The sequence below is a fragment of the Streptomyces sp. ISL-96 genome (assembly GCF_018614035.1).
Classification (GTDB): domain Bacteria; phylum Actinomycetota; class Actinomycetes; order Streptomycetales; family Streptomycetaceae; genus Streptomyces.
In genome coordinates this window covers 158,732-181,898 of the sequence record NZ_JAGGPA010000006.1, presented here as the reverse complement: position 1 = coordinate 181,898, position 23,167 = coordinate 158,732, and the positions used below count along the sequence as shown (strand labels likewise).

Here is a 23,167-nt window from a genome sequence, read left to right as displayed (position 1 = left end):
CTCCGTGCTCTCCGTGGTCTCCATGGTCATGAAGTTCCCCCAGGGGCGATACGGGTCCGCAGTTCCTTCGCCAGCCGGTAGAGCCCGGCGAGGTCCATGCCCTCGCCGAGCAGCGGCAGTTCGTACGTCGCCAGGTCGAGCCCCGTCAGTACGGCGCGCTGCTCGCGCTCCAGCTCGACGCGCTGCGCGTGCTCCGCGGCCTGTTCGAGCAGCGGGTCCACCAGGCGCTCCGCGAGGCCGCCGCGGCGCGCCCCGCCCAGTCCGGCCTGGGAGAGCGCCTTGGCGACGGCGGTGCGCTGCTCGCCGGCGGCGGTGCGCAGGGCGTCCTCGTCGAGAAGGTGCGGGCGGACCATGTTCACGATGACGTTGCCGACGGGCAGCTCGGCGGCACGCAGCTCGGCGATGCCGTCGGCGGTCTCCTGTACGGGCATTTCTTCCAGCAGCGTCACCAAGTGGACGGCCGTCTCCGGTGACTTGAGTACGCGCATCACCGCCTGCGCCTGATTGTGTATCGGGCCGAACTTGGCCAGGCCCGCCACCTCGTCGTTCACGTTCAGGAAGCGCGTGATCCGGCCCGTGGGCGGCGCGTCCATCACGACGTAGTCGTACGCGTAACGGTTCTGCTTGTCCCGGCGGCGCACCGCCTCGCACGCCTTGCCGGTCAGCAGCACGTCTCTGAGACCCGGCGCGATGGTGGTCGCGAAGTCGATCGCGCCGAGCTTCTTGAGCGCCCGGCCGGCTCCTCCGAGCTTGTAGAACATCTGGAGGTAGTCGAGAAGCGCGCGTTCGGCGTCTATCGCGAGGGCGTACACCTCCCCGCCGCCCGGTGCGACCGCGATCTTCCGCTCCTCGTACGGAAGTGCTTCCGTCTCGAAGAGCTGCGCGATCCCCTGCCTGCCCTCTACCTCCACGAGGAGGGCGCGTTTGCCCTCCGTCGCGAGGGCGAGCGCGAGTGCCGCGGCCACCGTGGTCTTTCCGGTACCGCCTTTGCCGCTGACGACCTGGAGCCTGCTCACGTCTTTGAGCCTAACCAGTCGGTGCCCGGGCTACGCAGGAGGTGTCTGTGGCAGGCACTACAGTCGGCGTATGACCAAGTGGGAATACTCGACCGTGCCCCTTCTCGTGCACGCGACCAAGCAGATTCTGGACACCTGGGGCGAGGACGGCTGGGAGCTCGTCCAGGTCGTGCCCGGGCCCAACAACCCCGAGCAGCTGGTGGCCTACCTGAAGCGGGAGAAGCAGGCATGACCAGTGTTGTCGAGGCGAAGCTCGCCGAGCTCGGCCTGACGCTGCCTGAGGTCGTGCCGCCGATCGCCGCGTACCAGCCGGCCGTGCAGTCGGGCGTGTACGTCTACACCGCGGGCCAGCTCCCGATGGTGGAGGGCAAGCTTCCGTGCACCGGCAAGGTCGGCGCGGAGGTCACGCCGGAAGAGGCGAAGAACCTGGCGCGTACGTGCGCGCTGAACGCCCTGGCGGCCGTCAAGTCGGTCACCGGTGACCTCGACCGCATCGCGCGTGTCGTGAAGGTTGTCGGATTTGTCGCCTCGGCAGCCGACTTCACCGGCCAGCCGGCCGTGATCAACGGCGCGAGCGAGCTGCTGGGCGCGGTGCTCGGCGACAAGGGTGTGCACGCGCGCAGCGCGGTGGGAGTGGCTGTGCTGCCGCTCGACGCGCCGGTCGAGATCGAGATTCAGGTCGAGCTCGCTTCGGCGTGACGACCGGGTCGCGGCCCCCTGACCCCGGTGCTCTCGAACATCCAACCGGGAGCGGATAGCCTCCGGCCATGTCCAATGGTCAGTGGTACCCGCCCGAGTGGCCGGACCGGATCCGCGCCCTCGCCAATGGTGAACTCACCGCCGCGCCCCCCAAGCGGGCCGCCACCGTCATGCTCCTGCGGGACACGGCCGGCGGGCCCGCCGTCCACATGCTGCGCAGACGCGCCTCCATGGCCTTCGCCGGAGGCGCGTACGCGTACCCGGGCGGGGGAGTGGACCCCCGCGACGACGACCACCAGGTGGATTGGGCGGGCCCGTCGTTGGACGACTGGGCTGTTCGCCTCGGGGTGGACCGCGCGTCGGCGCAGGCCATTGTGTGCGCCGCGGTGCGCGAGACGTACGAGGAGGCGGGTGTGCTCCTCGCGGGCCCGACGGCCGACACCGTGGTCAGCGACACCACGGGTGACGACTGGGAGGCGGACCGCCGGGCGCTGGTGGCCCGCGAGTTGTCCTTCGCGGACTTCCTGCAGCGCCGGTCCCTGGTGCTGCGCTCGGACCTGCTGGGCGCGTGGGCGCGCTGGATCACCCCCGAGTTCGAGCCGAAGCGGTACGACACGTGGTTCTTCGTCGCCGCGCTGCCGGCCGGCCAGCGGACCCGTAACGCCTCGACGGAGGCGGACCGCACGGTGTGGATCAGCCCGGCGGAGGCGGCGGCGGGCTACGACAAGGGCGAGCTGCTGATGATGCCGCCGACGATCTCGACGCTGCGTACGCTCCAGCCGTACGCCACCGCCGCCGAGGCCCTCGCGGGCGCGGCGCGGCAGGACATGACGCCGGTGCTGGCGCAGGCGCGGCTGGTCGGCGACGAGGTGGTTCTGAGCTGGCCGGGCCACGATGAATTCACGAAGCGGATCCAGAGCACAGGAGGCACCGCATGACTGACGCCGCCGCGCTTCCCGGACAGCCCCGCGGCGGGGTGCTCTCCGGGCCCGCCACCGCTCGTGCCGTCAACGTCCTCGCCCCGAACGCCTCTGCGATGACCCTGGACGGCACCAACACCTGGATCGTCTCGGAGCCGGACTCGGAGCTGGCGGTCGTCATCGACCCGGGGCCGCTCGACGACGTACACCTGCGGACGGTGATCGACACCGCGGAGAAGGCGGGCAAGCGCGTCGCGCTGACCCTCCTCACGCACGGCCACCCCGACCACGCGGAGGGCGCGGCGAGGTTCGCCGAACTGACGCGTACGTCCGTACGGGCCCTGGACCCCGCGCTGCGGCTCGGGGACGAAGGGCTCGCGGCGGGGGACGTCATCACCACCGGGGGCCTGGAGATGCGCGTGGTGCCGACGCCGGGGCACACCGCCGACTCGCTCTGCTTCCACCTGCCCGCCGACCGGTCCGTATTGACGGGGGACACCGTGCTGGGGCGCGGCACGACGGTCGTGGCGCATCCGGACGGGCGGCTCGGCGACTACCTGGACTCGCTGCGGCGGCTGCGTTCCCTGGCGGTCGACGACGGGGTGCGCACCGTGCTGCCGGGGCACGGGCCCGTGCTGGAGGACGCGCAGGGCGTGGTCGAGTACTACCTGACCCACCGGGCGAACCGGCTGGCGCAGGTTGAGACGGCCGTCGAGAACGGGTACGTCAGCGCGTCGGAGATCGTCGCCCACGTGTACGCGGACGTGGACCGGTCACTGTGGCCTGCGGCCGAGCTGTCGGTGCGGGCGCAGCTGGATTATCTGCGGGAGCACGGCCTGATCTGATCAGTCCTCCCTGCGCTTGAATCGGTGGGTGGGGATGGGGACCGCCGCCCCGCCCGCCAGGCGCAGGGTGACGGTCTCGCCGTACGTGAAGGACTCACGCGCCGCGTAGTCGTTCCCAGCGGGACGGGTGAGCAGGGTGCACTCGCCCCGAAAGGGGTCGATGATCAAGCAGGCCGGTACGCCGTGGCGGGCGTACTGGCGGACCTTGATTCGGGTGTCGTTGGCGTCGTCCTGGGTGGGGACGATTTCGACGGCGGCCAGTATGTCCTCGTCTGTGTACGGATCCTTTGCCCCCTCCGCCAGGATCGTCACGTCCGGCACGCGGTCCGGGCCGTCAGGGAACTCGATGAGCACATCGGACAGGATGCGCTCATCGCTGATTCCCGCGGCAGCGACAGCGTTCTGCACGTCGAAGACTGTCCAGCTCTGCACGCTGTTTCGCAGACTCATCACGAGGCGGGCACCCACGATCTCGACCTTGCAGCCTTCGTGTTCCCTGGCGATCCGATCGGCTTTGTCCCGCAGTACGTCGGCCATGACGGTCATAGCTGCCTCCTCGCTGTCAGCAACACCGGTCACTGGACGTGTTCGCAGCGTAGCCGCCGGCACTGACAGTGAGGCCCGGAACGCCGGAAGGGCCGCCCCCACCAGGGGCGGCCCTTCCGGCGTCGTACAGGCTCGTACTAGCGCGAGCGCTTCGCCAGGCGCTCCACGTCCAGCAGGATCACGGCCCGCGCCTCCAGGCGCAGCCAGCCGCGGCCCGCGAAGTCCGCGAGGGCCTTGTTGACCGTCTCGCGGGACGCGCCGACCAGCTGGGCCAGCTCTTCCTGCGTCAGATCGTGCACGACGTGGATGCCCTCCTCGGACTGCACACCGAAGCGGCGCGACAGGTCGAGGAGCGCGCGGGCGACACGCCCCGGCACGTCGGAGAAGACCAGGTCGGACATCTGGTCGTTGGTCTTGCGCAGCCGGCGGGCGACGGCACGGAGGAGGGCCGTGGCCACCTCCGGGCGGACGTTCAGCCAGGGCTGGAGGTCGCCGTGGCCGAGGCCGAGCAGCTTGACCTCCGTCAGGGCGGTTGCGGTCGCGGTGCGCGGGCCCGGGTCGAAGAGCGACAGCTCACCGATCAGCTCGCCGGGGCCGAGTACGGCCAGCATGTTCTCGCGGCCGTCGGGGGAGGTGCGGTGGAGCTTCACCTTGCCCTCCGTCACCACGTACAGGCGGTCGCCCGGGTCGCCCTCGTGGAAGAGGGCGTCGCCGCGAGCGAGCGTCACCTCACTCATTGAGGCGCGGAGCTCCGCGGCCTGCTCGTCATCGAGCGCCGCGAAGAGCGGGGCGCGCCGCAGAACGTCGTCCACGAGTTCTCTCCTTGTCGACCTGCTCATCACGGGAACCGTGGTCACCATGATGCCGGACGGTAAAACAGTGCGATCAATCACAAGTTTGACGTACCGGCGTGCCCGACCGTGCGGCAGGGGGCCGATTGGGGTGGCAATCGGCTGTGACCGGGGCGGATGTCAGTGGCGGGCTTTAGGCTGGCCGGGTGTCCAAAACGCCGGTGACAGTGCAGCCCAAGGGGGCCGGACAGGTGACTGAAGGCCGTAATTCCGCTGTGGGCGAACAAGTTCCGACGCAGCCAAAGAAAGCCGCAAAAGAGGGAAAAACGCCGAAGCGGGCGAGTGTCGCGAAGGGTGCCAAGCCCGAGTCGCGCCTCGCCATGGTCCGCCGCGCCCGCCGGATCAACCGCGAGCTGGCCGAGGTCTATCCGTACGCCCATCCCGAGCTCGACTTCGAGAATCCCTTCCAGCTGCTGGTTGCCACGGTGCTCTCCGCCCAGACCACCGACCTGCGGGTCAACCAGACGACGCCCGCCCTCTTCGCCAAGTACCCGACGCCGGAGGACATGGCGGCAGCCGACCCCGAGGAGCTGGAGCAGCTGATCCGGCCGACGGGCTTCTTCCGTGCGAAGGCCCGCTCGCTGATCGGGCTGTCCGCCGCTCTCAGGGACAACTTCGGCGGCGAGGTTCCGGGCCGCCTGAAGGACCTCGTCACGCTGCCGGGCGTCGGCCGCAAGACCGCCAACGTGGTGCTGGGCAATGCCTTCGGTGTCGCCGGGCTCACCGTCGACACCCACTTCGGGCGGCTCGTACGTCGCTGGAAGTGGACCGACAGCGAGGACCCGGAGAAGATCGAGGCCGACATCGCCGCGATCTTCCCGAAGACCGAGTGGACGATGCTCTCGCACCGGATCATCTTCCACGGCCGCCGCGTCTGCCACTCCCGCAAGCCGGCCTGCGGCGCCTGTCCGATCGCGCATCTGTGCCCGTCCTACGGCGAGGGCGAGACGGACCCGGAGAAGGCGAAGAAGCTCCTCAAATACGAGATGGGGGGCTACCCGGGACAGCGGCTGAAGCCCCCGCCCGGCTATCCCGGAGCGCCGGCGCCGCCGCTGGGAGCCGCCGAGTGACGGGGACGGCGTGCGGTCGCGCGGAACGAACGGGCCCGGTTCGGGCGTTGTGACGACGGGGGTGCCAATGACGCGTGGGAGCGAGACATACGACGGCCGGGCGGCCGGGGTCGCCGGGACGGCCGGGACCGCGGAGGCGGCCGGTCCGGCCGAAGTCGCCGTGACGAGCCGCGGGCTGCCCGGCTGGCTCGATCCGGTGGCCGACGTCGCCCGGTCCGTACGCCCCGAGCAGCTCAGCCGCTTTCTGCCGCCGGAGAGCGGCGCCGGGCGCCAGTCGGCCGTACTGATCCTGTTCGGCGAGGGCGAGAACGGTCCTGAGCTGCTGCTCATGGAGCGTGCGGGCAGCCTCCGCTCGCACGCGGGGCAGCTGAGCTTCCCCGGCGGCGCCCTCGACCCCGCCGACGGGGATCCCGAGACGACGGGCCCGCTGCGCGCCGCGCTCCGCGAGGCCGAGGAAGAAACCGGACTCGATCCCTCCGGCGTCCAGGTCTTCGGCGTACTGCCCCGCCTCTACATCCCCGTCAGCAACTTCGTCGTGACGCCCGTCCTCGGCTGGTGGCGCGAGCCGAGCCCCGTCGGCGTCGTCGATTCGGCCGAGACGGCGAGCGTCTTCACGATCCCCGTGGCGGATCTCACGGATCCGGCCAACCGCGTGACGAGCGTGCACCCGCGCGGTCACAGCGGCCCGGCATTCCTGGTGGGACCCGCTCTGGTCTGGGGTTTCACGGCGGGTGTGATCGACAAGATTCTTCACTACGCAGGATGGGAGCGGCCCTGGGACCGCTCCCGGCAGGTCCCGCTCGACTGGCACGCGTGACAGGGTGGCCACGTGAACGTCCTGGACATCTTGTTGCTGGTCGCGGCGGTGTGGTTCGCGATCGTCGGGTACCGACAGGGATTCGTCGTCGGCATTCTGTCGGTGATCGGCTTCCTCGGCGGTGGCCTCGTCGCGGTTTATCTGCTGCCGTTCCTGTGGGACCAGCTGACCGACGGATCGGAAGTCAGTTCGACGGCCGCCGTCGTCGCGGTCATCGTCGTGATCGTGTGTGCCTCCGTGGGTCAGGCCTTCACCACCCACCTCGGCAACAAGCTCCGCAGATACATCACCTGGTCACCCGCGCGCGTCCTGGACGCCTCGGGCGGCGCGCTGGTCAACGTCGTCGCGATGCTCCTGGTCGCCTGGCTGATCGGCTCCGCGCTCGCCGGCACCTCGCTGCCCACGCTGGGCAAGGAGGTCCGTAACTCAAAGGTGCTCCACGGCGTCTCGCGCGTGATGCCCGAGCAGGCGAGCATGTGGTTCGCGGACTTCAGCTCCGTCCTCGCGCAGAACGGTTTCCCGCAGGTCTTCAGCCCCTTCTCCAACGAGCCGATCACCGAGGTCCAGGCCCCGGACCCGGCACTCGTCGGCAGCCCCGTCGCCGCCCGCGCCAAGCAGTCCATCGTCAAGGTCGTCGGTACGGCGCAGAGCTGCGGCAAGGTCCTCGAAGGCACCGGCTTCGTCTTCGACAAGCGCCGCGTCATGACCAACGCGCATGTCGTCGGCGGCGTGGACGAGCCGACCGTGCAGATAGGCGGTGAGGGCCGGCGGTACGACGCCACAGTGGTGCTCTACGACTGGGAGCGCGACATCGCCGTACTGGACGTCCCGAACCTCGACGCCCCGGCCCTCCGGTTCACGGACACCGACGCCCGCAGCGGCGACGACGCGATCATCGCGGGCTTCCCGGAGAACGGCGCGTACGACGTCCGCTCCGCCCGCGTCCGCGGCCGCATCAACGCCAACGGCCCCGACATCTACCACCGCGGCACGGTTCAGCGCGATGTCTACTCGCTCTTCGCGACCGTCCGTCAGGGCAACTCGGGCGGCCCGCTGCTGACGCCCGACGGCAAGGTCTACGGCGTCGTCTTCGCCAAGTCCCTCGACGACGCCGACACGGGATACGCCCTGACGGCCGACGAGGTCCGCGAGGACATCCGCCTCGGCCGCGTGGCCAACCAGCAGGTCGACAGCGAGGGATGCGCGCTCTGACGCTCTGAGGCTCTGACGATTCCGAGAGGCCGGTTCACCATCACATGCGTCTGACGATCCTCGGCGGCGGGGGTTTCCGCGTCCCCCTCGTGTACGCCGCGCTCCTGCGCGACCGCGCCGAGGGCCGTGTCACCCACGTCACGCTCCACGACGTGGAGCCGGCCCGCCTGACCGCCATCGGCCGCGTCCTGGCCGACCAGGCCGACGGCGTAACGGACGCGCCATCGGTGTCCGCCACCACCGACCTCGACGAGGCCCTGCGCGGCGCCGACTTCGTCTTCTCCGCCATCCGGGTCGGCGGCCTGGAAGGCAGGGCCGCCGACGAGCGCGTCGCCCTCGCCGAAGGCGTCCTGGGCCAGGAGACGGTCGGCGCGGGCGGCATCGCGTACGGACTGCGTACGGTCCCGGTGGCCCTCGACATCGCGCGGCGCGTGGCGCGGCTCGCCCCCGACGCCTGGGTCATCAACTTCACCAACCCGGCCGGCCTGGTCGCCGAGGCCATGTCCCGCCACCTCGGCGACCGCGTCATCGGCATCTGCGACTCACCCGTGGGCCTCGGCCGCCGCGTCGCCGGCGTACTGGGCGTCGCCGACCCGAGGCGGGCGCGGCTCGACTACGTGGGCCTCAACCATCTCGGCTGGCTCCGTGGGGTGTACGCCGAAGATGCCCCCGGCCGGGACCTGCTCCCGGCCCTGTTCGACGACGAGAGCGCGCTGACCTCCTTCGAGGAGGGCAGGCTCTTCGGCGCCGAGTGGCTGCGCTCGCTCGGCTCCGTACCCAACGAATACCTGCACTACTACTACTTCAACCGCGAGACGGTCGCCGCCTACCGCGAGGCGAAGCAGACCCGCGGCGCCTTCCTCCGCGACCAGCAGGCGCGCTTCTACGACGACATGGCGGACCGTGCGCCCGGGTCGCCGCCCTCCGGCGCCCTGGCGGCGTGGGACCGTACCCGCGCCGAGCGCGAAGCCACGTACATGGCGGCGAACCGGGAGGCGGCGGGCGCGGGTGAGCGCGCCGCCGACGACCTGGAGTCCGGCGGCTACGAGTACGTCGCGCTCGCCCTGATGCGGGCCATCGCCCGCGACGAACGCGCCACGCTCATCCTCAACGTCCGCAACCGGAGCACCCTGTCGCTGCTCGACGAGGCAGCCGTCATCGAGGTTCCGTGCCTGGTCGACGCGACCGGCGCCTGCCCCCTCGCCGTATCACCGCTGACCGGCCACGAGGCGGGCCTGGTGGCCGCGGTCAAGGCGGTGGAACGGTGCGTACTGGAAGCGGGGGAGAGCGGGTCGGCGCGGGCAGCGGTGAAGGCCTTCGCCCTGCACCCGCTCGTCGACTCGGTCGGGGTGGCACGGAAGCTGCTCGACGGCTACCGGAGTGTGCACCCCGGACTCGGTTACCTCAGGTCAGAAGGCAGCCGGCTTCAGTCGCGAGGGTGACGCAGCCGCGCCGAGACCCAGCGGGCCCGGCGGCGGAGGATGTGTGGGATCCCGATCGCGCGGGAAGGCGGGCCGTGGCCCTGATCCTGCGGACCGCCCCCTTCGTGGGTGCTCAGCGCTGTGGCCGAGCGGCGGTTGCGTGCTGCGTCACCGTAGTCGTGCGTCCAGCCCATACCCCGACGTTTGCCCGTGCCTCAAGGTCCGTAATCGCGTCGGGGGCAGCCAATTGGCCTATGCGTCAGGCAATTGGCCGTTCGTCGGACAAGCGTTCAGAATGCTCGGCGCTCGGTCAGCGGTCGGGCTCGGGATCCTTCAGCCAGTTGACCAGCTCGGTCGAGAACGCCACCGGGTCCTCCTCGTGCGGGAAGTGTCCGAGACCGTCGAACAGCCGCCACCGGTACGGCGCTTCGACGTACTCGCCGGAACCCGCCGCGCTGCGCGTACGCATCACCGGGTCCAGCGATCCGTGCAGATGCAGTGTCGGCACCCGTACCGGCCGCTTCATCCGCCGGTTGAACTGGATGCCGTCCGGCCGCGCCATCGACCGCACCATCCACCGGTACGGCTCGATCGAGCAGTGCGCCGTCGACGGAATCGACATCGCCCGCCGGTATACGTCGACGTCCTCGTCGTCCGGCAGCCGCGGCCCCGACCATTCCCGGACCAGGCGGCCCACCAACGCCGCGTCGTCCGCCATCAGCTGACGCTCGGGCAGCCACGGCCGCTGGAAGCCCCAGACGTACGATCCGGCCCGCGTCTGCGACAGGTCGGAGAGCATCGCCGAGCGCCAGCGCCGCGGATGCGGCATCGACGAGACCACGAGCCGACGCACCAGCTTGGGCCGCATCACGGCCGCCGTCCACGCCAGGTACCCGCCCAGGTCGTGCCCGACGAGCGCCGCGTCCGGCTCGCCGAGCGAGCGCACCACGCCGGTGATGTCGAGCGCGAGGTTCGCCGGGTCGTAACCCCGCGGCGTACGGTCGCTGCCGCCCACGCCCCGCAGGTCCATCGCGACGGCCCGGAACCCGGCGTCGGCGAGCGCGGTCATCTGGTGCCGCCACGTCCACCAGAACTGCGGGAAACCGTGCAGCAGCAGCACGAGCGGCCCGTCCCCGACTTCCGCGATGTGGAAGCGGGCGCCGTTGGCCGCGACATCGCGGTGGGTCCACGGACCGTCGGGGCGTACGACAGAAGTGGAAGCGAGAGCCGGAGCCGGAGCGGGAGCAGGGGCTGGAGCAGAGGCGGGAGCAGGGGCGGTCGCGCCGGAGCCGGAATCTGGGACGGTCATGTGGACGAGCGTGCCACAGCCACCGCCTTGTCACCGACCTGGCGCGGATGAGGCTTGACGCCCTGGAGTACGGCTGCCGTCTGCTTGGCCGAGGCGATGCTCTTCTCCGGCGGCTTGACCTTCTTGAACTTCGAGACGGCGATCAGCGCCAGCAGGCCCGCCAGCAGCAGAAACGCTCCGCCGACGATCAGGAAGGACCAGGCGAGGCCGAGTCCCAGGTTGTGGATGCCGTACGCCGCGGCGAAGCTCAGCACCGGCAGCGAGAAGAGCGCGAACACCCCGGCGACACCGATGGCCGTACCGCCCATGCCGACGCGCTTGGCGTCCTGCCGCAGCTCGGCCTTGGCCAGCGCGATCTCGTCGTGCACGAGTGCGGACATCTCGGCGGTCGCTGATGCGACCAACTGGCCGAGGCTGCGGTCGACGCTGTCGGCTGTCGCCGTGCGGGCGGGGTCGCTCATGGCTCTCTCCCTCTTCAGTGCTACGTCTGCTGCGTGCTGCGTCTGCATCTGATGTCGAATCATGCCGGACTGTCGTCCTTGCCGCTGGAAGCCCCCGCGAGTTCCGCCAGCTTGCGGTGCTCCGCGGCCTTCTTCTCGTAGATCGCGGCCATCCGCAGGTGGTACTCGGGCTGGTCGAGCTCGTAGACGTCCGGAATGCCGTCCTGGTCCTCGTCGCGCTCCTCGTCCTCGACCATCGCGCGGTACTTGCGTACCCGCAGCTTGAGCAGAATCCCGGAAAGTACGGCGGCGATCAGCGACCCGATGAGTACGGCCGCCTTGACCTGGTCGGTCAGCTCGGCGTCCCCGGTGAAGGCCAGTTCGCCGATGAGCAGCGAGACGGTGAAGCCGATGCCGGCCAGGGAGGCGACGGCGAAGACATCGGGCCAGGTGAGGTCGTCGTTGAGCTCGGCCCTGGTGAAGCGGGCCGCCAGCCACGTGCCGCCGAAGATGCCGATGGCCTTGCCGACCACCAGGCCGAGGACGACACCGAGCGTCTCGGGCCGGGTGAATACGTCGCCGACCGCCTTGCCGGAGACGGTGACCCCGGCGGAGAACAGCGCGAACAGAGGCACCGCGATTCCGGCCGAGATCGGGCGTACGAGGTGCTCGATGTGCTCGCCGGGGGAGTGCGCCTCGCCGTCCTCGTCCCGGGTGCAGCGCAGCATCAGGCCCATCGCGACACCGGCGATGGTGGCGTGGACGCCGCTGTTGTACATCAGGCCCCAGATCACCAGGGCGAGCGGTACGTAGATGTACCAGCCGCGCACGCGCGCCCGCAGCAGCAGCCAGAAGACGGCCAGACCCACGACGGCGCCGCCGAGTGCGAGGAAGTCGAGGTCGCTGGTGAAGAAGACGGCGATGATCAGGATCGCGAACAGGTCGTCGACGACGGCGAGGGTCAGCAGGAAGGCGCGCAGCGCGGACGGCAGCGAGGTGCCGATGACCGCGAGGACGGCGAGCGCGAAGGCGATGTCGGTGGCGGTCGGGACCGCCCAGCCGTCCAGTGACCCGTCCCCGGTCACGTTGACCAGGACGTACACGAGGGCCGGCGCCACCATGCCGCTGAGGGCGGCGATGACGGGGAGCGCGGCGGCCTTGGGGTCGCGAAGTTCGCCGGCGACGAGTTCGCGCTTGAGCTCGATGCCCGCGACGAAGAAGAAGACGGCGAGGAGGCCGTCGGCGGCCCAGTGCTGGATGGAGAGGTCGAGGCCGAGGGAGGCGGGGCCGATGTGGAAGTCGCGTACGGACGCGTAACTGTCGCGGAGGCCGGTGTTCGCCCAGATCAGCGCCGCTGTCGCCGCGATGAGGAGCAGTACGCCGCCGACGGTTTCGGTGCGCAGCGCCTCCGCGACGAAGGTGCGCTCGGGCAGCGAGAGCCGTCCGAGGAACTTGCGGGGGCCGGCAGGGGTGGGCGGGCCGGGCGGGTTGGGCGGCGCGGTCGGGCGGGGCGCGGTCACGGGGTGGAACCTCCGGTCGGTGGGCAGCATGGAGCACATTGCCGACCAGACTTCCCGGCACACCTCTTGAGTTTGACGCGTTCCTTACGCGAACAGACACTCTACCGGGGCGTGCAAGGGCGTAATCCGGCGAATCGTCACTTTACGAACAGAGTGGGCAGAACGGGCACCCGGCTCCCCGCGCCGGGTGCCCGTCTGCGTACGTACTGACGCGACCTGGGCCGTCAGTCCTCGCTCAGTCCTCGCTGGAGGCGCTCGGCAGCTTGGTCTGGATCAGGTCCATCACCGAGGAGTCGGTGAGTGTGGTGACATCGCCCAGTTGCCGGTTTTCCGCCACGTCCCGCAGCAGCCGCCGCATGATTTTGCCGGAGCGGGTCTTGGGCAGTTCGGCCACGGGGAGGATCCGCTTGGGCTTCGCGATCGGGCCGAGGGCGGTTCCGACGTGGTTGCGGAGCTCGGCGACGAGGGTGTCCGTCTCGGACGCCGTACCGCGCAGGATCACGAAGGCGACGATGGCCTGACCGGTCGTCTCGTCGGCCGCGCCGACAACCGCCGCCTCGGCGACCGACGGGTGGGACACGAGCGCCGACTCGACCTCGGTGGTCGAGATGTTGTGGCCGGACACCAGCATCACGTCGTCGACCCGGCCGAGCAGCCAGATGTCGCCGTCGTCGTCCTTCTTGGCGCCGTCGCCCGCGAAGTACTTGCCGGGGAAGCGGGACCAGTACGTGTCGATGAAGCGCTGGTCGTCGCCCCAGATCGTACGCAGCATGGACGGCCACGGCTCGGTGAGGACGAGGTAGCCGCCGCCCCCGTTCGGGACCTCGTTCGCCTCGTCGTCGACGACGGTCGCGCTGATGCCGGGCAGTGCGCGCTGGGCGGATCCGGGCTTGGTCTCGGTGACGCCGGGCAGCGGCGAAATCATCATCGCGCCGGTCTCGGTCTGCCACCAGGTGTCCACGATGGGCGTCTTGCCGGCGCCGATGTGCTCGCGGTACCAGATCCACGCCTCGGGGTTGATCGGCTCGCCGACCGAACCGAGGATGCGGAGACTGCTCAGGTCGAACTTGGCGGGGATGTCGTCTCCCCACTTCATGAACGTCCGGATCGCGGTCGGCGCGGTGTAGAGGATCGTGACGCCGTACTTCTGGATGATTTCCCAGAAGCGGCCCTGGTGCGGGGTGTCGGGCGTGCCCTCGTACATGACCTGCGTCGCGCCGTTGGCGAGCGGCCCGTACACGATGTACGAATGGCCGGTCACCCAGCCGATGTCGGCCGTGCACCAGTAGACGTCGGTCTCCGGCTTGAGGTCGAAGACGGCGTGGTGGGTGTACGCCGTCTGCGTGAGGTAGCCGCCGGAGGTGTGCAGGATGCCCTTCGGCTTACCCGTCGTACCGGACGTGTAGAGGATGAAGAGCGGGTGCTCGGCGCCGAAGGCCTCGGGGGTGTGCGCGGCGGACTGGCGGCCGACGATCTCGTGCCACCAGACGTCGCGGCTGTCGTCCCACGCCGTGTCCTGACCCGTGCGGCGTACGACCAGAACGTGCTCCACCTGCGGGCACTTGGCGACGGCCTCGTCGATGGCGGGCTTGAGGGCGGTGGGCTTGGTGCGCCGGTAGCCGCCGTCCGCGGTGATGACCAGCTTGGCGTCGGCGTCCTGGATGCGGGAGGCGACGGCGTCGGCCGAGAAGCCGCCGAAGACGACCGAGTGCGCGGCTCCGATGCGGGCGCAGGCCAGCATCGCCACGGCGGCCTCGGGAATCATCGGCAGGTAGACGGCGACCCGGTCGCCCTTGCGTACGCCAAGCTCCGTAAGGGCGTTGGCGGCGCGCGAGACCTCGTCCTTGAGTTCGGCGTAGGTGATCGCACGGCTGTCGCCGGGCTCGCCCTCGAAGTGGATGGCGACGCGGTCGCCGTGGCCGGCCTCGACGTGGCGGTCCACGCAGTTGTACGCGACGTTGAGCTCGCCGTCGGCGAACCACTTCGCGAACGGCGGGTTCGACCAGTCGAGTGTCTCGGTAGGCTCGGTGGCCCAGGTGAGCCGCCCGGCCTGCTCGGCCCAGAAGCCCAGCCTGTCTGCCTCGGCCTGCTCGTACGCCTGCGCCGTGACGTTGGCGTTCGCGGCCAGCTCGGCAGGCGGTGCGAAGCGGCGCTCCTCCTTCATGAGGTTGGCCAGGCTTTCGTTGCTCACGACATCTCCCATTCCCAGGGCGTCCGATGTGTCCCGTGCCCTAGCTCATCAGTCCCGTGCCCGGGTGACAAGAGCCTTCCGGGAATTGGTTTAGACCTGTGAGCTGCGGCGGGCCGCATCCGTCCGGTGTTGGTGGCGGCTGCGGTGGCTGAGGTGCGGCGTACGGCCCCTCCTCGCAGGGCGGTGCGGGGAGGGGCCATACGGTCTCACGGACGCGGAGGCGGATCGGTTCAGGCGCGCGACTCTTCAAGTGAGCCATCCGAGCCATCCGAGCCATCTTGGCTCTCTGAGCCTTCTGAGCCTTCTGGGGCTTCCGCGTCGGACGGGCCGACCCGGTCGAAGACCTCGCAGGTCTCGCCGATCCGCATACCGTCCTGGAGCAGATACGCCTGGGCCTCGCCGACATGGAAGTACATGCCGTGGAGTTCGAGTGTGCCCTCGTCGAGCCGCCGTCGTACCGCCTCGTGCGTACGCAGATTCTCCAACTGCTGGACCACATTGGTCAGGCAGAGCTGCTCGACCGCGTCGGCCGGCAGCCGCCCCGAGATCCTCGCCCAGGAGTGTTTCCTGCTCCTCATGCGCTCCAGGCTGGGCGCCCCGTGCCGCAGCCAGCGCCGCAGTGGCGTCTGGGCCGCGTCCGACGGCGTGTTGAGCGGCGTATTGAGCAGGGCCTGCATCGCGCCGCAGCCGGAGTGGCCGCAGACGGTGATGGACTGCACCTTCAGTACGTCCACGGCGTACTCGATGGCCGCCCCGACCGAGTCGTCGGTGTTCTCCGCACCGGGCGGCGGGACCAGATTGCCCACATTGCGTACGGTGAAGAGGTCGCCGGGGCCACTCGACGTGATCATGCTCGTGACCAGCCGGGAGTCGGCGCACGTGATGAACAGCTGCGACGGCGTCTGCCCCTCACGGGCGAGCCGGGCCAGCTCTTCGCGCACCAGCGGCGCCGTATTGCGCTGGAACGCGCTGAGCCCGGTGGCGAGTTGGCCCGCGCCGCCGGCCGCCCGTCCCCGCCTGGCGGCCGAAGGGGCGGCGGCATGGTCGCCGCAGTGGTGGTTGCGCCAGGGGGTCCATGGCCGGCAGCAGGTGTGGGCGGACTGCGTGGAGCGGGCGGGACTCCCGGTCGAGTTGGCGGAGCCGGCGAAGTGGGGGTCGGTGAAGTCTGCGAAGTCGGGAGAACCGGCGCCGGGGGCCGGCCCGGTGAACCGCTGGCCCGAACGCCCGGTGATTTCCACCCGGCCGCCTTGCGCGGCATGCGCGACCTGCCAGTCCTGGAGCGTTTCGTACGCCGCGTGGTCCATGAAGGAGCCGTCCAGCTCGACGACCGCGTCGGCCCCGTGGGGCACTTGGTTCAGGGCCCGGCTCAGCCGGGGCACGGCGAGGAAGGTCAACTGACCGCGCACCCTGATGTGATGGGCGCCGTCGGCCGTCGTCTCCGCGGTGACGTGTGTCTTGGCCAGCCGGTGGAGCGCGACCGCGACCGCCACCCCGATGCCCATCGCCACACCTTCCAGTACGCCGAGGAGAACGACCCCGGCGACCGTCACCGCGTAAACCAGCATCTCCCGGTGGCGGGAGGCGCTGCGGATGTGCGCGACGCTCACCATCTGGAAGCCGACGACCATCACCAGCGCGGCGAGCGCGGGCAGCGGGATCAGATCGATGACCGGCACCAGGAAGAGCGCGGCGAGAGCGATCCACACTCCGTGCAGCATCGTGGAGTGCCGGCTGACCGCGCCTGCCGACACATTGGCGACGCTGCGTACGGCGACACCGGCGACCGGCAGTCCGCCGAGCGCCCCGGACACGACGTTCGCGGCGCCCTGGCCCGCCAGTTCGCGGTCGAGGTTCGAACGCGTGCCTTCGGCCGGCGGTGTCTTGCGGGCGGACACCAACTTGTCGACGGCGACAGCCGAGAGCAACGACTGCACGCTCGTGACCAGCGTGACGGTGAGCACGGCCGCGGCGATGCCGAGCACCGGCCCTTCCGGCAGTTCCGGCAGCGCATGACTGCTCCAGGACGGCAGGTCGACGCGCGGCACCTCCATCCGGGTCAGCGCGGCGAGCGCGGCCCCGGCGAACACCGCGACGAGGGCGGCCGGGACCTTGTGGGCGATCCGGCCCGTACGCCCGGGAATGTGCGGCCACAGGAGCAACACGGTGACGGTGAGCGCGCTGACCAGGATCGCAGGGCCGTGCAGGTTGGCCAATTGGGCGGGCAGGCCCTGCACGTTCTCGACGGCGGAGCTCTGCGGGGTGCCTCCCAGGACGATGTGCAGTTGGGAGAGGGCGATGGTCGCGCCGATGCCGGCCAGCATGCCGTGCACGATCGCCGGGCTGACGGCGAGCGCGGAACGGGCCACGCGTACTGCGGACAGTGCGAGTTGGGCGAGGCCGGCGACGACCGTGATGGCGCAGGTCGTGCGCCAGCCGTACTGCTGGATCAGGTCGGCCGTGACCACCGTGAGGCCGGCGGCCGGTCCGCTGACCTGGAGGGGAGCCCCACCGAACCGGCCGGCGACGAGGCCACCGACGGCGGCGGCGACCAGGCCGGCCTGGAGCGGCGCGCCGGTGGCCAGGGCGATGCCGAGGGAGAGCGGCAGTGCGATCAGGAAGACGGAAATGGAGGCGGACAGGTCCGCTCCGGCGATACGGAAGCGGCGCCGGCGGCCGTCGCCGGGCGGCGGGCTGTGCGGACGCTTGGATCGGGGTGCGCCGGTGGCGCGCGAAGAATGGTCGGTGCGGGTGGGGACGCAGGCAGACATGGTTCCCGTCTCCTCCGGGGCAGCGCGGTCGCGGAACGTGGGGCGCGGCCGTGGGTCACGGCGTGCAGCGGCGGGATTTTCAACTCTCAGTAAATGAATGGTAATGCAGAGTAAAGAACCAATGGGGCAATTAGGTCTAAATGGAGCAACCATTCACTCGTAGTGACGAATAAGGAATTTAAGCGGCTTGTCGTATTTATTCCTCCGCTAGGCCGTGCGAGGTTTGCCGCGCTGTGTCGGCAGTGCAGCGCACGAAACCTGACGGAAGAGGGTGGGCGGATGATGGCCGCCACGAAGAGGATCGTCTTCGGCGTCGCCGCCGTGACCTTGGCAGGCTCGCTCGCGGCCTGCTCGGGATCCGCCGGCCAGGGCGCCCCAGACGCCGGGCAAGGCGCCCACGGAGCGAAGAACGCGCCCAAGCCGGCGCCCATGAGCGGGGTACGCCTGATTGGCGACGGCTCGACGGCGTACACCGGAAAGCAGCCGAATGTGACCAGGCCCCAGCGGCTGAAGCCCGGTCAGAGTCCGCCGCAGTTCGTGGTCTTCTCCTGGGACGGGGCGGGGGAGGACAGCCAGCGGCTCTTCTCCCACTTCCGCGAGGTCGGCAAGAAGTACGACGCGACGATGACGTACTTCCTCAGCGCCGTATACCTGCTCCCCGAGGACAAGAGGCACCTCTACGACCCGCCGCAGCACTCACCGGGCCGCTCCGACATCGGCTTCAACGACGTCGAGGGAATCAGCGAGACCGTGGAACAGCTGCGCGGCGCGTGGCTGGACGGCAATGAGATCGGCACGCACTTCAACGGCCACTTCTGCGGCAAGGACGGGGGCGTCGGCACCTGGTCCACGGAGGAGTGGAAGAGCGAGATCGCGCAGGCGAAGGCGTTCGTGAAGCGCTGGAAGACCAACTCGGGCCTGAAGGACGCCAAGCCGCTGCCCTTCGACTACGACAAGGAGCTCGTCGGCGCCCGCACTCCCTGCCTGGAGGGGCAGAAGAACATGATGGCGGCCGGAAAAGAGCTGGGCTTCCGCTACGACTCCAGCGGTATCGGCAAGCAGGTGTGGCCGAAGAAGACCCAGGGCATGTGGGACATTCCGCTCCAGCTGGTACCGGTGCCGGGGCGGGCCTTCGAAACGCTCTCGATGGACTACAACTTCATGGTCAACCAGTCGGGAACGGTCAAGGGCGATCCGGCCCAGCACGAGTTCTGGGGCAACCAGATGCGCGACGGCCTCCTCCAGGCCTTCGACCGCTCGTACGACGGAAACCGGGCCCCGCTGATCATCGGCAACCACTTCGAGTCCTGGAACGGCGGCACGTACATGCGCGCCATCGAGGAGACGATCAAAACGGTCTGCGTGAAGCGGGACGTGCGCTGCGTCTCCTTCAAGCAGCTCGTCGACTGGCTGGACGCACAGGACCCGCAGGTGCTCGCCAAGATGCGCACTCTGGACGTCGGGGAGAACCCGCAGGAAGGCTGGGGACCATTCCTGACCACCCAGCCCACCGCGGCCGCCCCGAGCGCAGCGCCGGCTTCCCACGCCAAGCCGGCTGAGCGCCACTAACTCCGCAAAATACTTGCGGCTCTAGGCCCGGACTTCGCGGGTCGCTGAAAAGGTTCGCCGCAGCGGCTCTTCGGCGTCCGAACCCGACCGGATCGGACCGGCATTGCGATCGCCGTTGCGGACCGGACTGAGCGGCGATCGGTCGTGACCAGTTGATCTTCACGATCGGGTGACCTGCGAAGTACGGGTCTAGGAGGGCTGGGGGACGGGCAGCGCCTCCCCGAGGACGAAGGCGGGGTCGACCTGGGCAGCCAGGCAGGTTCCTCCTTCTGCGCCCCTCGCGACGTTCGGCGCCGGGGGCGCCTCTCGGGCTTCGGGGCGCTGTGCCGGACTCCGTCCGTCCGGCCCGCGACCGGGGGCAGGTGGTTGCGGCTCTAGGCCCGGACTTCGCGGGTCGCTGAAAAGGTTCGCCGCAGCGGCTCTTCGGCGTCCGAACCCGACCGGATCGGACCGGCATTGCGATCGCCGTTGCGGACCGGACTGAGCGGCGATCGGTCGTGACCAGTTGATCTTCACGATCGGGTGACCTGCGAAGTACGGGTCTAGGAGGGCTGGGGGACGGGCAGCGCCTCCCCGAGGACGAAGGCGGGGTCGACCTGGGCAGCCAGGTCGACGCCCGTCTTCGCGTTGCCCCAGCTCTCCGCGTTCTTCAGGTGGAAGTGCACCATCTGGCGCGTGTAACGCTCCCAGTCGCGCTCCGCGTACGAATCCTCCGCGGCGTCCTGCAGGGTCTGGAGGGCGAGGCGGTTGTCGGCTTCCAGGAGCTCGAACCGAGAAGGGCGGCCCTTCTCCATCGCGCGGACCCAGTCGGACGCCCGGACGGTGACCAGCAGGTCGTCGCCCACCTGCTCGCGCAGGAAGTCGATGTCGTCCTGGCCCTGCACCTTGTTGCCGACGACCTTGAGGGATACGCCGAAGTCCGCCGCGTACTCCTTGTACTGGCGGTAGACGGAGACGCCCTTGCGGGTCGGTTCGGCCACCAGGAAGGTCATGTCGAAGCGGGTGAACATGCCGGAGGCGAAGGAATCTGAACCGGCCGTCATGTCGACGACGACGTACTCCTGCGGGCCGTCGACGAGGTGGTTGAGGCACAGCTCGACCGCACCGACCTTGGAGTGGTAGCACGCGACACCCAGGTCGGACTCGGTGAACGGCCCGGTGGCCATCAGCCGGATCTCGCCGTCGTCGAGCCGCACGGTACGGGCGCACGCGTCGTACACCGGGTTGTCCTCGCTCACCCGCAGCAGGCGCGAACCCTCTCCCGGTGGCGTGGTCTTGATCATCGTTTCGGCGGAGGCGATACGGGGATTCGTGCCGCGCAGGTAGTCCTTGATGAGGGGCAGGTGCGCGCCCATGGCGGGCAGCGCCGCGGCCTGTGCCTCGTCGAGACCGAGCGCGGGGCCCAGGTGCTGGTTGATGTCGGCGTCCACGGCGACGACCGGGGCCTCGTTGGCGGTGAGGTGGCGGATGAAGAGCGAGGACAGCGTCGTCTTGCCGCTGCCGCCCTTCCCTACGAAAGCGATCTTCATGTTCACCAAGGGTAATCGCATGATTGCGTGCTGTGCGCACACTGAGTGAAGAAGACCACTCCAAGGTGGGGTGAGTGCTATGGATGCGTAGGCTCCTTACTTATGAGTACGACTGCTGACCCACTCGCGGCGCTGGGCGCGCTGCCCGGCGTGCCCGAGGCCGTGGACTCCGTGCGCAAGGCCGTCGACCGCGTCTACGGACACCGCGTCATGCGGCGCCGCAGCAACGAGATCACCGCGGAGGCGGCGCTGCGCGGCGCACGCGGCTCGGCGGCGCTGGCGGGTGCCGACTGGGCGCTGGAGGAGGTGCGTCGGCGTACCGACTTCAGCGTCGACGAGGAGTCGCGGACGGTCGGAGCGGCGCTGCGGCTGACCGCCGAGGCCGGACAGCTCCTGTCCATCTGGCGCCAGTCGCCGCTTCGGGTGCTGGCCCGGCTGCATCTGGTGGCGGCGGGCGGGGCAGGGGTGTCCGACGAGCTGGTGGGCCGGCCGCGGCTCGCGGGCGAGCCCGTGAACGAGCCTTTGATCGAGCTTCCGCTGCCGGGCGCCGACGAGGTGGCAGGGCGGCTCGAAGGGCTTTCGCAGCTCATCATCGCGGGCGGTTCCGCGCCTGCGCTGGTGACGGCGGCCGTGGTGCACGGCGAGCTGCTGGCGCTGCGCCCGTTCGGCTCGTACAACGGCCTGGTGGCGCGCACCGCCGGGCGGATCGTGATGATCGGCAGCGGCCTCGACCCGAAGTCGGTCTGCCCGGCGGAGGTCGGGCACGGGGAGCTGGGGCGCGCGGCGTACGTCGCGGCGCTGGAGGGCTATGTGTCAGGGACTCCGGAGGGCATGGCGGCGTGGATCACGCACTGCGGGCGTGCGGTGGAGCTGGGGGCCCGGGAGTCGACGGCCGTGTGCGAGGCGCTTCAGCGCGGAGCTGCCTGAGCCTTTCCGGCCGGACAAAGGGTTGCGGCGGTACCAGTGAACCGGTACCGCCGCTGGCATGTCCGCCGAGTTACCATGCGTCCTCGAATTTATGCCCATCAGGTCGGGTACTTTGCCCGTCACCTGGTGCGGCTGGCCCGTAATCGACGGGTCGACGTCGCGTGGGTGCTCAACTTCCATGCTCGGTCCGTGGGGCCTTACTGCGTTGTAGGTCATCCTCTCGGATGTCCGTGGTCTCGCGGGCCGTTACCTCATTTGTACTCCTGAAGCCGGGGAAGCGAAAGCCCTGGACATGCTTCTTTGCGTATCGGTTCAAATACGGGCAAAGGTTTCGTATTGGCGCCTGGCTCGCCGGCCGGGCCTGCGGCTGACGTACCAGACCAGACCCGCGGTGGCGGCGGCCGCTCCGACCGCGGCCGCGGCGACGAGCGCGGGGCGGGGCGGCATGGAGAAGGCGGGCAGCCGCTGCTTGAGCCGGACCGGCCGGTTGAAGACGAGAACCGGCCATTCGCGGGCGACTGCTTCGCGGCGCAGCGCCCGGTCCGGATTGACCGCGCAGGGATGGCCGACCGACTCGAGCATCGGGATGTCCGTCGCCGAATCGCTGTACGCGTAACAGCGCGCCAGGTCGTATCCCTCGGACGCCGCGAGCTCCTTGATCGCCTCGGCCTTGGTGGGGCCGTACGCGTAGTACTCGATCTCGCCCGTGAAGCAGCCGTCGTCGCCGACGACCATCCGGGTCGCCACCACGCGGTCGGCTCCCAGGAGCTCCCCGATCGGCTCGACCACCTCCGCGCCCGAGGTGGAGACGATCACGACGTCGCGGCCGGCGGTGTGATGCTCCTCGATGAGGGAGGCCGCCTCGTCGTAAATGATGGGGTCGATCAGGTCGTGCAGTGTCTCGGCGACGATCTCTTTGACCTGTTGGACGTTCCAGCCCTTGCAGAGTGCGGAGAGGTACTCGCGCATGCGCTCCATCTGGTCGTGGTCCGCGCCTCCGGCGAGGAAGACGAACTGGGTGTAGGCCGTACGGAGAGCAGCTCTGCGGCTGATCAGTCCGCCTTGATAGAAGGACTTGCTGAAGGTCAGCGTGCTCGACTTCGCAATGACGGTCTTGTCGAGGTCGAAGAAGGCGGCTGTTCGCGGCAAGGAGCGGTTTTCCACGAGGCGAGCATAGGCGCCCACCATTCGGCGTACGCTGTGGCGCGTGGGTTTGCCTGAGAAGGCTCTCGGGTACACCATGGAAGTCACGGATCGTTCGCGACCGTGCTACCCCGGTCCGACTCCTCCCCCCCCGAGTCGGCCGTGGAGACGACCCCCGTTCTCCCCCCCGACGGGGGTCGTCGCATGTCCGGACGCGGTTTTGCCCTCCGGTTCTGATCATTCTTCCCCCTCCCGGCCCGTGGCCGCAGCTGCCTTCCACTCACAAGACGTGTCACGGTGAGTAGTCGTTCCGCAGCTCTCCGGAAGTCACTGGTATAGGTGAGCGGGATATTCACAACCGATGAGTTGTCCCC

At 69.7% G+C, this 23,167-nt stretch carries 21 protein-coding genes; 10 read left to right on the top strand and 11 right to left on the bottom strand.

Features of this window, described 5'->3' with window-relative positions; all coding sequences use genetic code 11:
- Nucleotides 1-26 precede the first annotated feature (26 nt).
- A complete protein-coding gene (locus J7E96_RS04785) occupies nt 27-1,016 on the bottom strand; it encodes an ArsA-related P-loop ATPase (RefSeq protein ID WP_215127758.1) in 990 nt (329 codons plus the stop codon).
- Between the two features lie 70 nt (nt 1,017-1,086).
- Here J7E96_RS04785 and J7E96_RS04780 point away from each other — a divergent pair, with 70 nt between their 5' ends.
- The 4 genes from J7E96_RS04780 (at nt 1,087) to J7E96_RS04765 (ending at nt 3,480) form a co-directional block, all read left to right on the top strand.
- Nucleotides 1,087-1,248 carry a DUF4177 domain-containing protein gene (locus J7E96_RS04780; protein ID WP_019355547.1) on the top strand — a complete coding sequence of 54 codons (162 nt, stop codon included), beginning with the start codon at nt 1,087-1,089 and terminating at the stop codon, nt 1,246-1,248.
- Nucleotides 1,245-1,715 carry a RidA family protein gene (locus J7E96_RS04775; RefSeq protein WP_215127756.1) on the top strand — a complete coding sequence of 157 codons (471 nt, stop codon included), beginning with the start codon at nt 1,245-1,247 and terminating at the stop codon, nt 1,713-1,715. Before J7E96_RS04780 ends, J7E96_RS04775 begins: the two co-directional genes overlap by 4 nt.
- A gap of 68 nt (nt 1,716-1,783) precedes the next feature.
- A complete protein-coding gene (locus tag J7E96_RS04770; RefSeq protein WP_215127754.1) occupies nt 1,784-2,653 on the top strand; it encodes an NUDIX domain-containing protein in 870 nt (289 codons plus the stop codon).
- A complete protein-coding gene (locus J7E96_RS04765; RefSeq protein ID WP_215127751.1) occupies nt 2,650-3,480 on the top strand; it encodes an MBL fold metallo-hydrolase in 831 nt (276 codons plus the stop codon). Before J7E96_RS04770 ends, J7E96_RS04765 begins: the two co-directional genes overlap by 4 nt.
- On the opposite strand, the gene J7E96_RS04760 is transcribed toward J7E96_RS04765, so the two are convergent.
- Nucleotides 3,481-4,026 carry a Uma2 family endonuclease gene (locus J7E96_RS04760; protein ID WP_215127749.1) on the bottom strand — a complete coding sequence of 182 codons (546 nt, stop codon included), beginning with the start codon at nt 4,024-4,026 and terminating at the stop codon, nt 3,481-3,483.
- Nucleotides 4,027-4,163: 137 nt separating this feature from the next.
- A complete protein-coding gene (locus J7E96_RS04755; RefSeq protein ID WP_123460131.1) occupies nt 4,164-4,838 on the bottom strand; it encodes a Crp/Fnr family transcriptional regulator in 675 nt (224 codons plus the stop codon).
- A gap of 230 nt (nt 4,839-5,068) precedes the next feature.
- On the opposite strand from J7E96_RS04755, the gene nth reads away from it, so the two are divergent.
- The 4 genes from nth to J7E96_RS04735 all read left to right on the top strand — a co-directional run bounded on the left by nth (nt 5,069) and on the right by J7E96_RS04735 (nt 9,418).
- Nucleotides 5,069-5,947 (top strand): endonuclease III, encoded by an 879-nt coding sequence (gene nth / locus J7E96_RS04750; RefSeq protein ID WP_215127747.1) that lies wholly within the window; start codon nt 5,069-5,071, stop codon nt 5,945-5,947.
- Between the two features lie 67 nt (nt 5,948-6,014).
- Nucleotides 6,015-6,764, top strand: a complete 750-nt coding sequence (locus J7E96_RS04745) for a CoA pyrophosphatase (protein WP_215127745.1) — start codon at nt 6,015-6,017, stop codon at nt 6,762-6,764.
- Nucleotides 6,765-6,776: 12 nt separating this feature from the next.
- Nucleotides 6,777-7,976, top strand: a complete 1,200-nt coding sequence (locus tag J7E96_RS04740) for a MarP family serine protease (protein ID WP_215127743.1) — start codon at nt 6,777-6,779, stop codon at nt 7,974-7,976.
- Nucleotides 7,977-8,020: 44 nt separating this feature from the next.
- Nucleotides 8,021-9,418, top strand: coding sequence for a 6-phospho-beta-glucosidase (locus J7E96_RS04735; protein ID WP_215127741.1), 1,398 nt, complete (start codon nt 8,021-8,023; stop codon nt 9,416-9,418).
- Here J7E96_RS04735 and J7E96_RS37090 read toward each other — a convergent pair.
- From J7E96_RS37090 to J7E96_RS04710, 6 genes are all read right to left on the bottom strand, one after another.
- Entirely contained in the window at nt 9,403-9,591 is a 189-nt protein-coding gene (locus J7E96_RS37090; protein WP_251069398.1) for a hypothetical protein, read from the bottom strand. The genes J7E96_RS04735 and J7E96_RS37090 overlap by 16 nt on opposite strands.
- A 116-nt stretch (nt 9,592-9,707) precedes the next feature.
- Nucleotides 9,708-10,706 carry an alpha/beta fold hydrolase gene (locus J7E96_RS04730; protein WP_215127739.1) on the bottom strand — a complete coding sequence of 333 codons (999 nt, stop codon included), beginning with the start codon at nt 10,704-10,706 and terminating at the stop codon, nt 9,708-9,710.
- The gene (locus J7E96_RS04725) at nt 10,703-11,167 is read right to left on the bottom strand and encodes a phage holin family protein (protein WP_215127737.1); all 465 of its coding nucleotides are present in this window, start codon (nt 11,165-11,167) and stop codon (nt 10,703-10,705) included. The genes J7E96_RS04730 and J7E96_RS04725 overlap by 4 nt, the downstream gene beginning before the upstream one ends.
- Before the next feature lie 59 nt (nt 11,168-11,226).
- Nucleotides 11,227-12,705, bottom strand: a complete 1,479-nt coding sequence (nhaA, locus tag J7E96_RS04720) for a Na+/H+ antiporter NhaA (protein WP_215127735.1) — start codon at nt 12,703-12,705, stop codon at nt 11,227-11,229.
- A 196-nt stretch (nt 12,706-12,901) separates the two neighbouring features.
- On the bottom strand, nt 12,902-14,869 hold the full coding sequence (gene acs / locus J7E96_RS04715) for an acetate--CoA ligase (protein WP_215127733.1): 1,968 nt from the start codon (nt 14,867-14,869) through the stop codon (nt 12,902-12,904).
- A 218-nt stretch (nt 14,870-15,087) separates the two neighbouring features.
- Entirely contained in the window at nt 15,088-17,625 is a 2,538-nt protein-coding gene (locus tag J7E96_RS04710) for a bifunctional SulP family inorganic anion transporter/carbonic anhydrase (protein ID WP_215127731.1), read from the bottom strand.
- A gap of 279 nt (nt 17,626-17,904) precedes the next feature.
- Here J7E96_RS04710 and J7E96_RS04705 point away from each other — a divergent pair, with 279 nt between their 5' ends.
- Nucleotides 17,905-19,194 carry a hypothetical protein gene (locus tag J7E96_RS04705; RefSeq protein ID WP_215127729.1) on the top strand — a complete coding sequence of 430 codons (1,290 nt, stop codon included), beginning with the start codon at nt 17,905-17,907 and terminating at the stop codon, nt 19,192-19,194.
- A gap of 542 nt (nt 19,195-19,736) precedes the next feature.
- Here J7E96_RS04705 and J7E96_RS04700 read toward each other — a convergent pair.
- Nucleotides 19,737-20,723 (bottom strand): ATP-binding protein, encoded by a 987-nt coding sequence (locus J7E96_RS04700; RefSeq protein ID WP_215127727.1) that lies wholly within the window; start codon nt 20,721-20,723, stop codon nt 19,737-19,739.
- Nucleotides 20,724-20,825: 102 nt separating this feature from the next.
- On the opposite strand from J7E96_RS04700, the gene J7E96_RS04695 reads away from it, so the two are divergent.
- Nucleotides 20,826-21,650, top strand: coding sequence for an oxidoreductase (locus tag J7E96_RS04695; RefSeq protein ID WP_215127725.1), 825 nt, complete (start codon nt 20,826-20,828; stop codon nt 21,648-21,650).
- 312 nt (nt 21,651-21,962) lie between these two features.
- Here the strand turns inward: J7E96_RS04695 and J7E96_RS04690 are convergent, their stop codons facing one another.
- A complete protein-coding gene (locus tag J7E96_RS04690) occupies nt 21,963-22,838 on the bottom strand; it encodes an HAD family phosphatase (RefSeq protein WP_215127723.1) in 876 nt (291 codons plus the stop codon).
- Nucleotides 22,839-23,167: the final 329 nt, after the last annotated feature.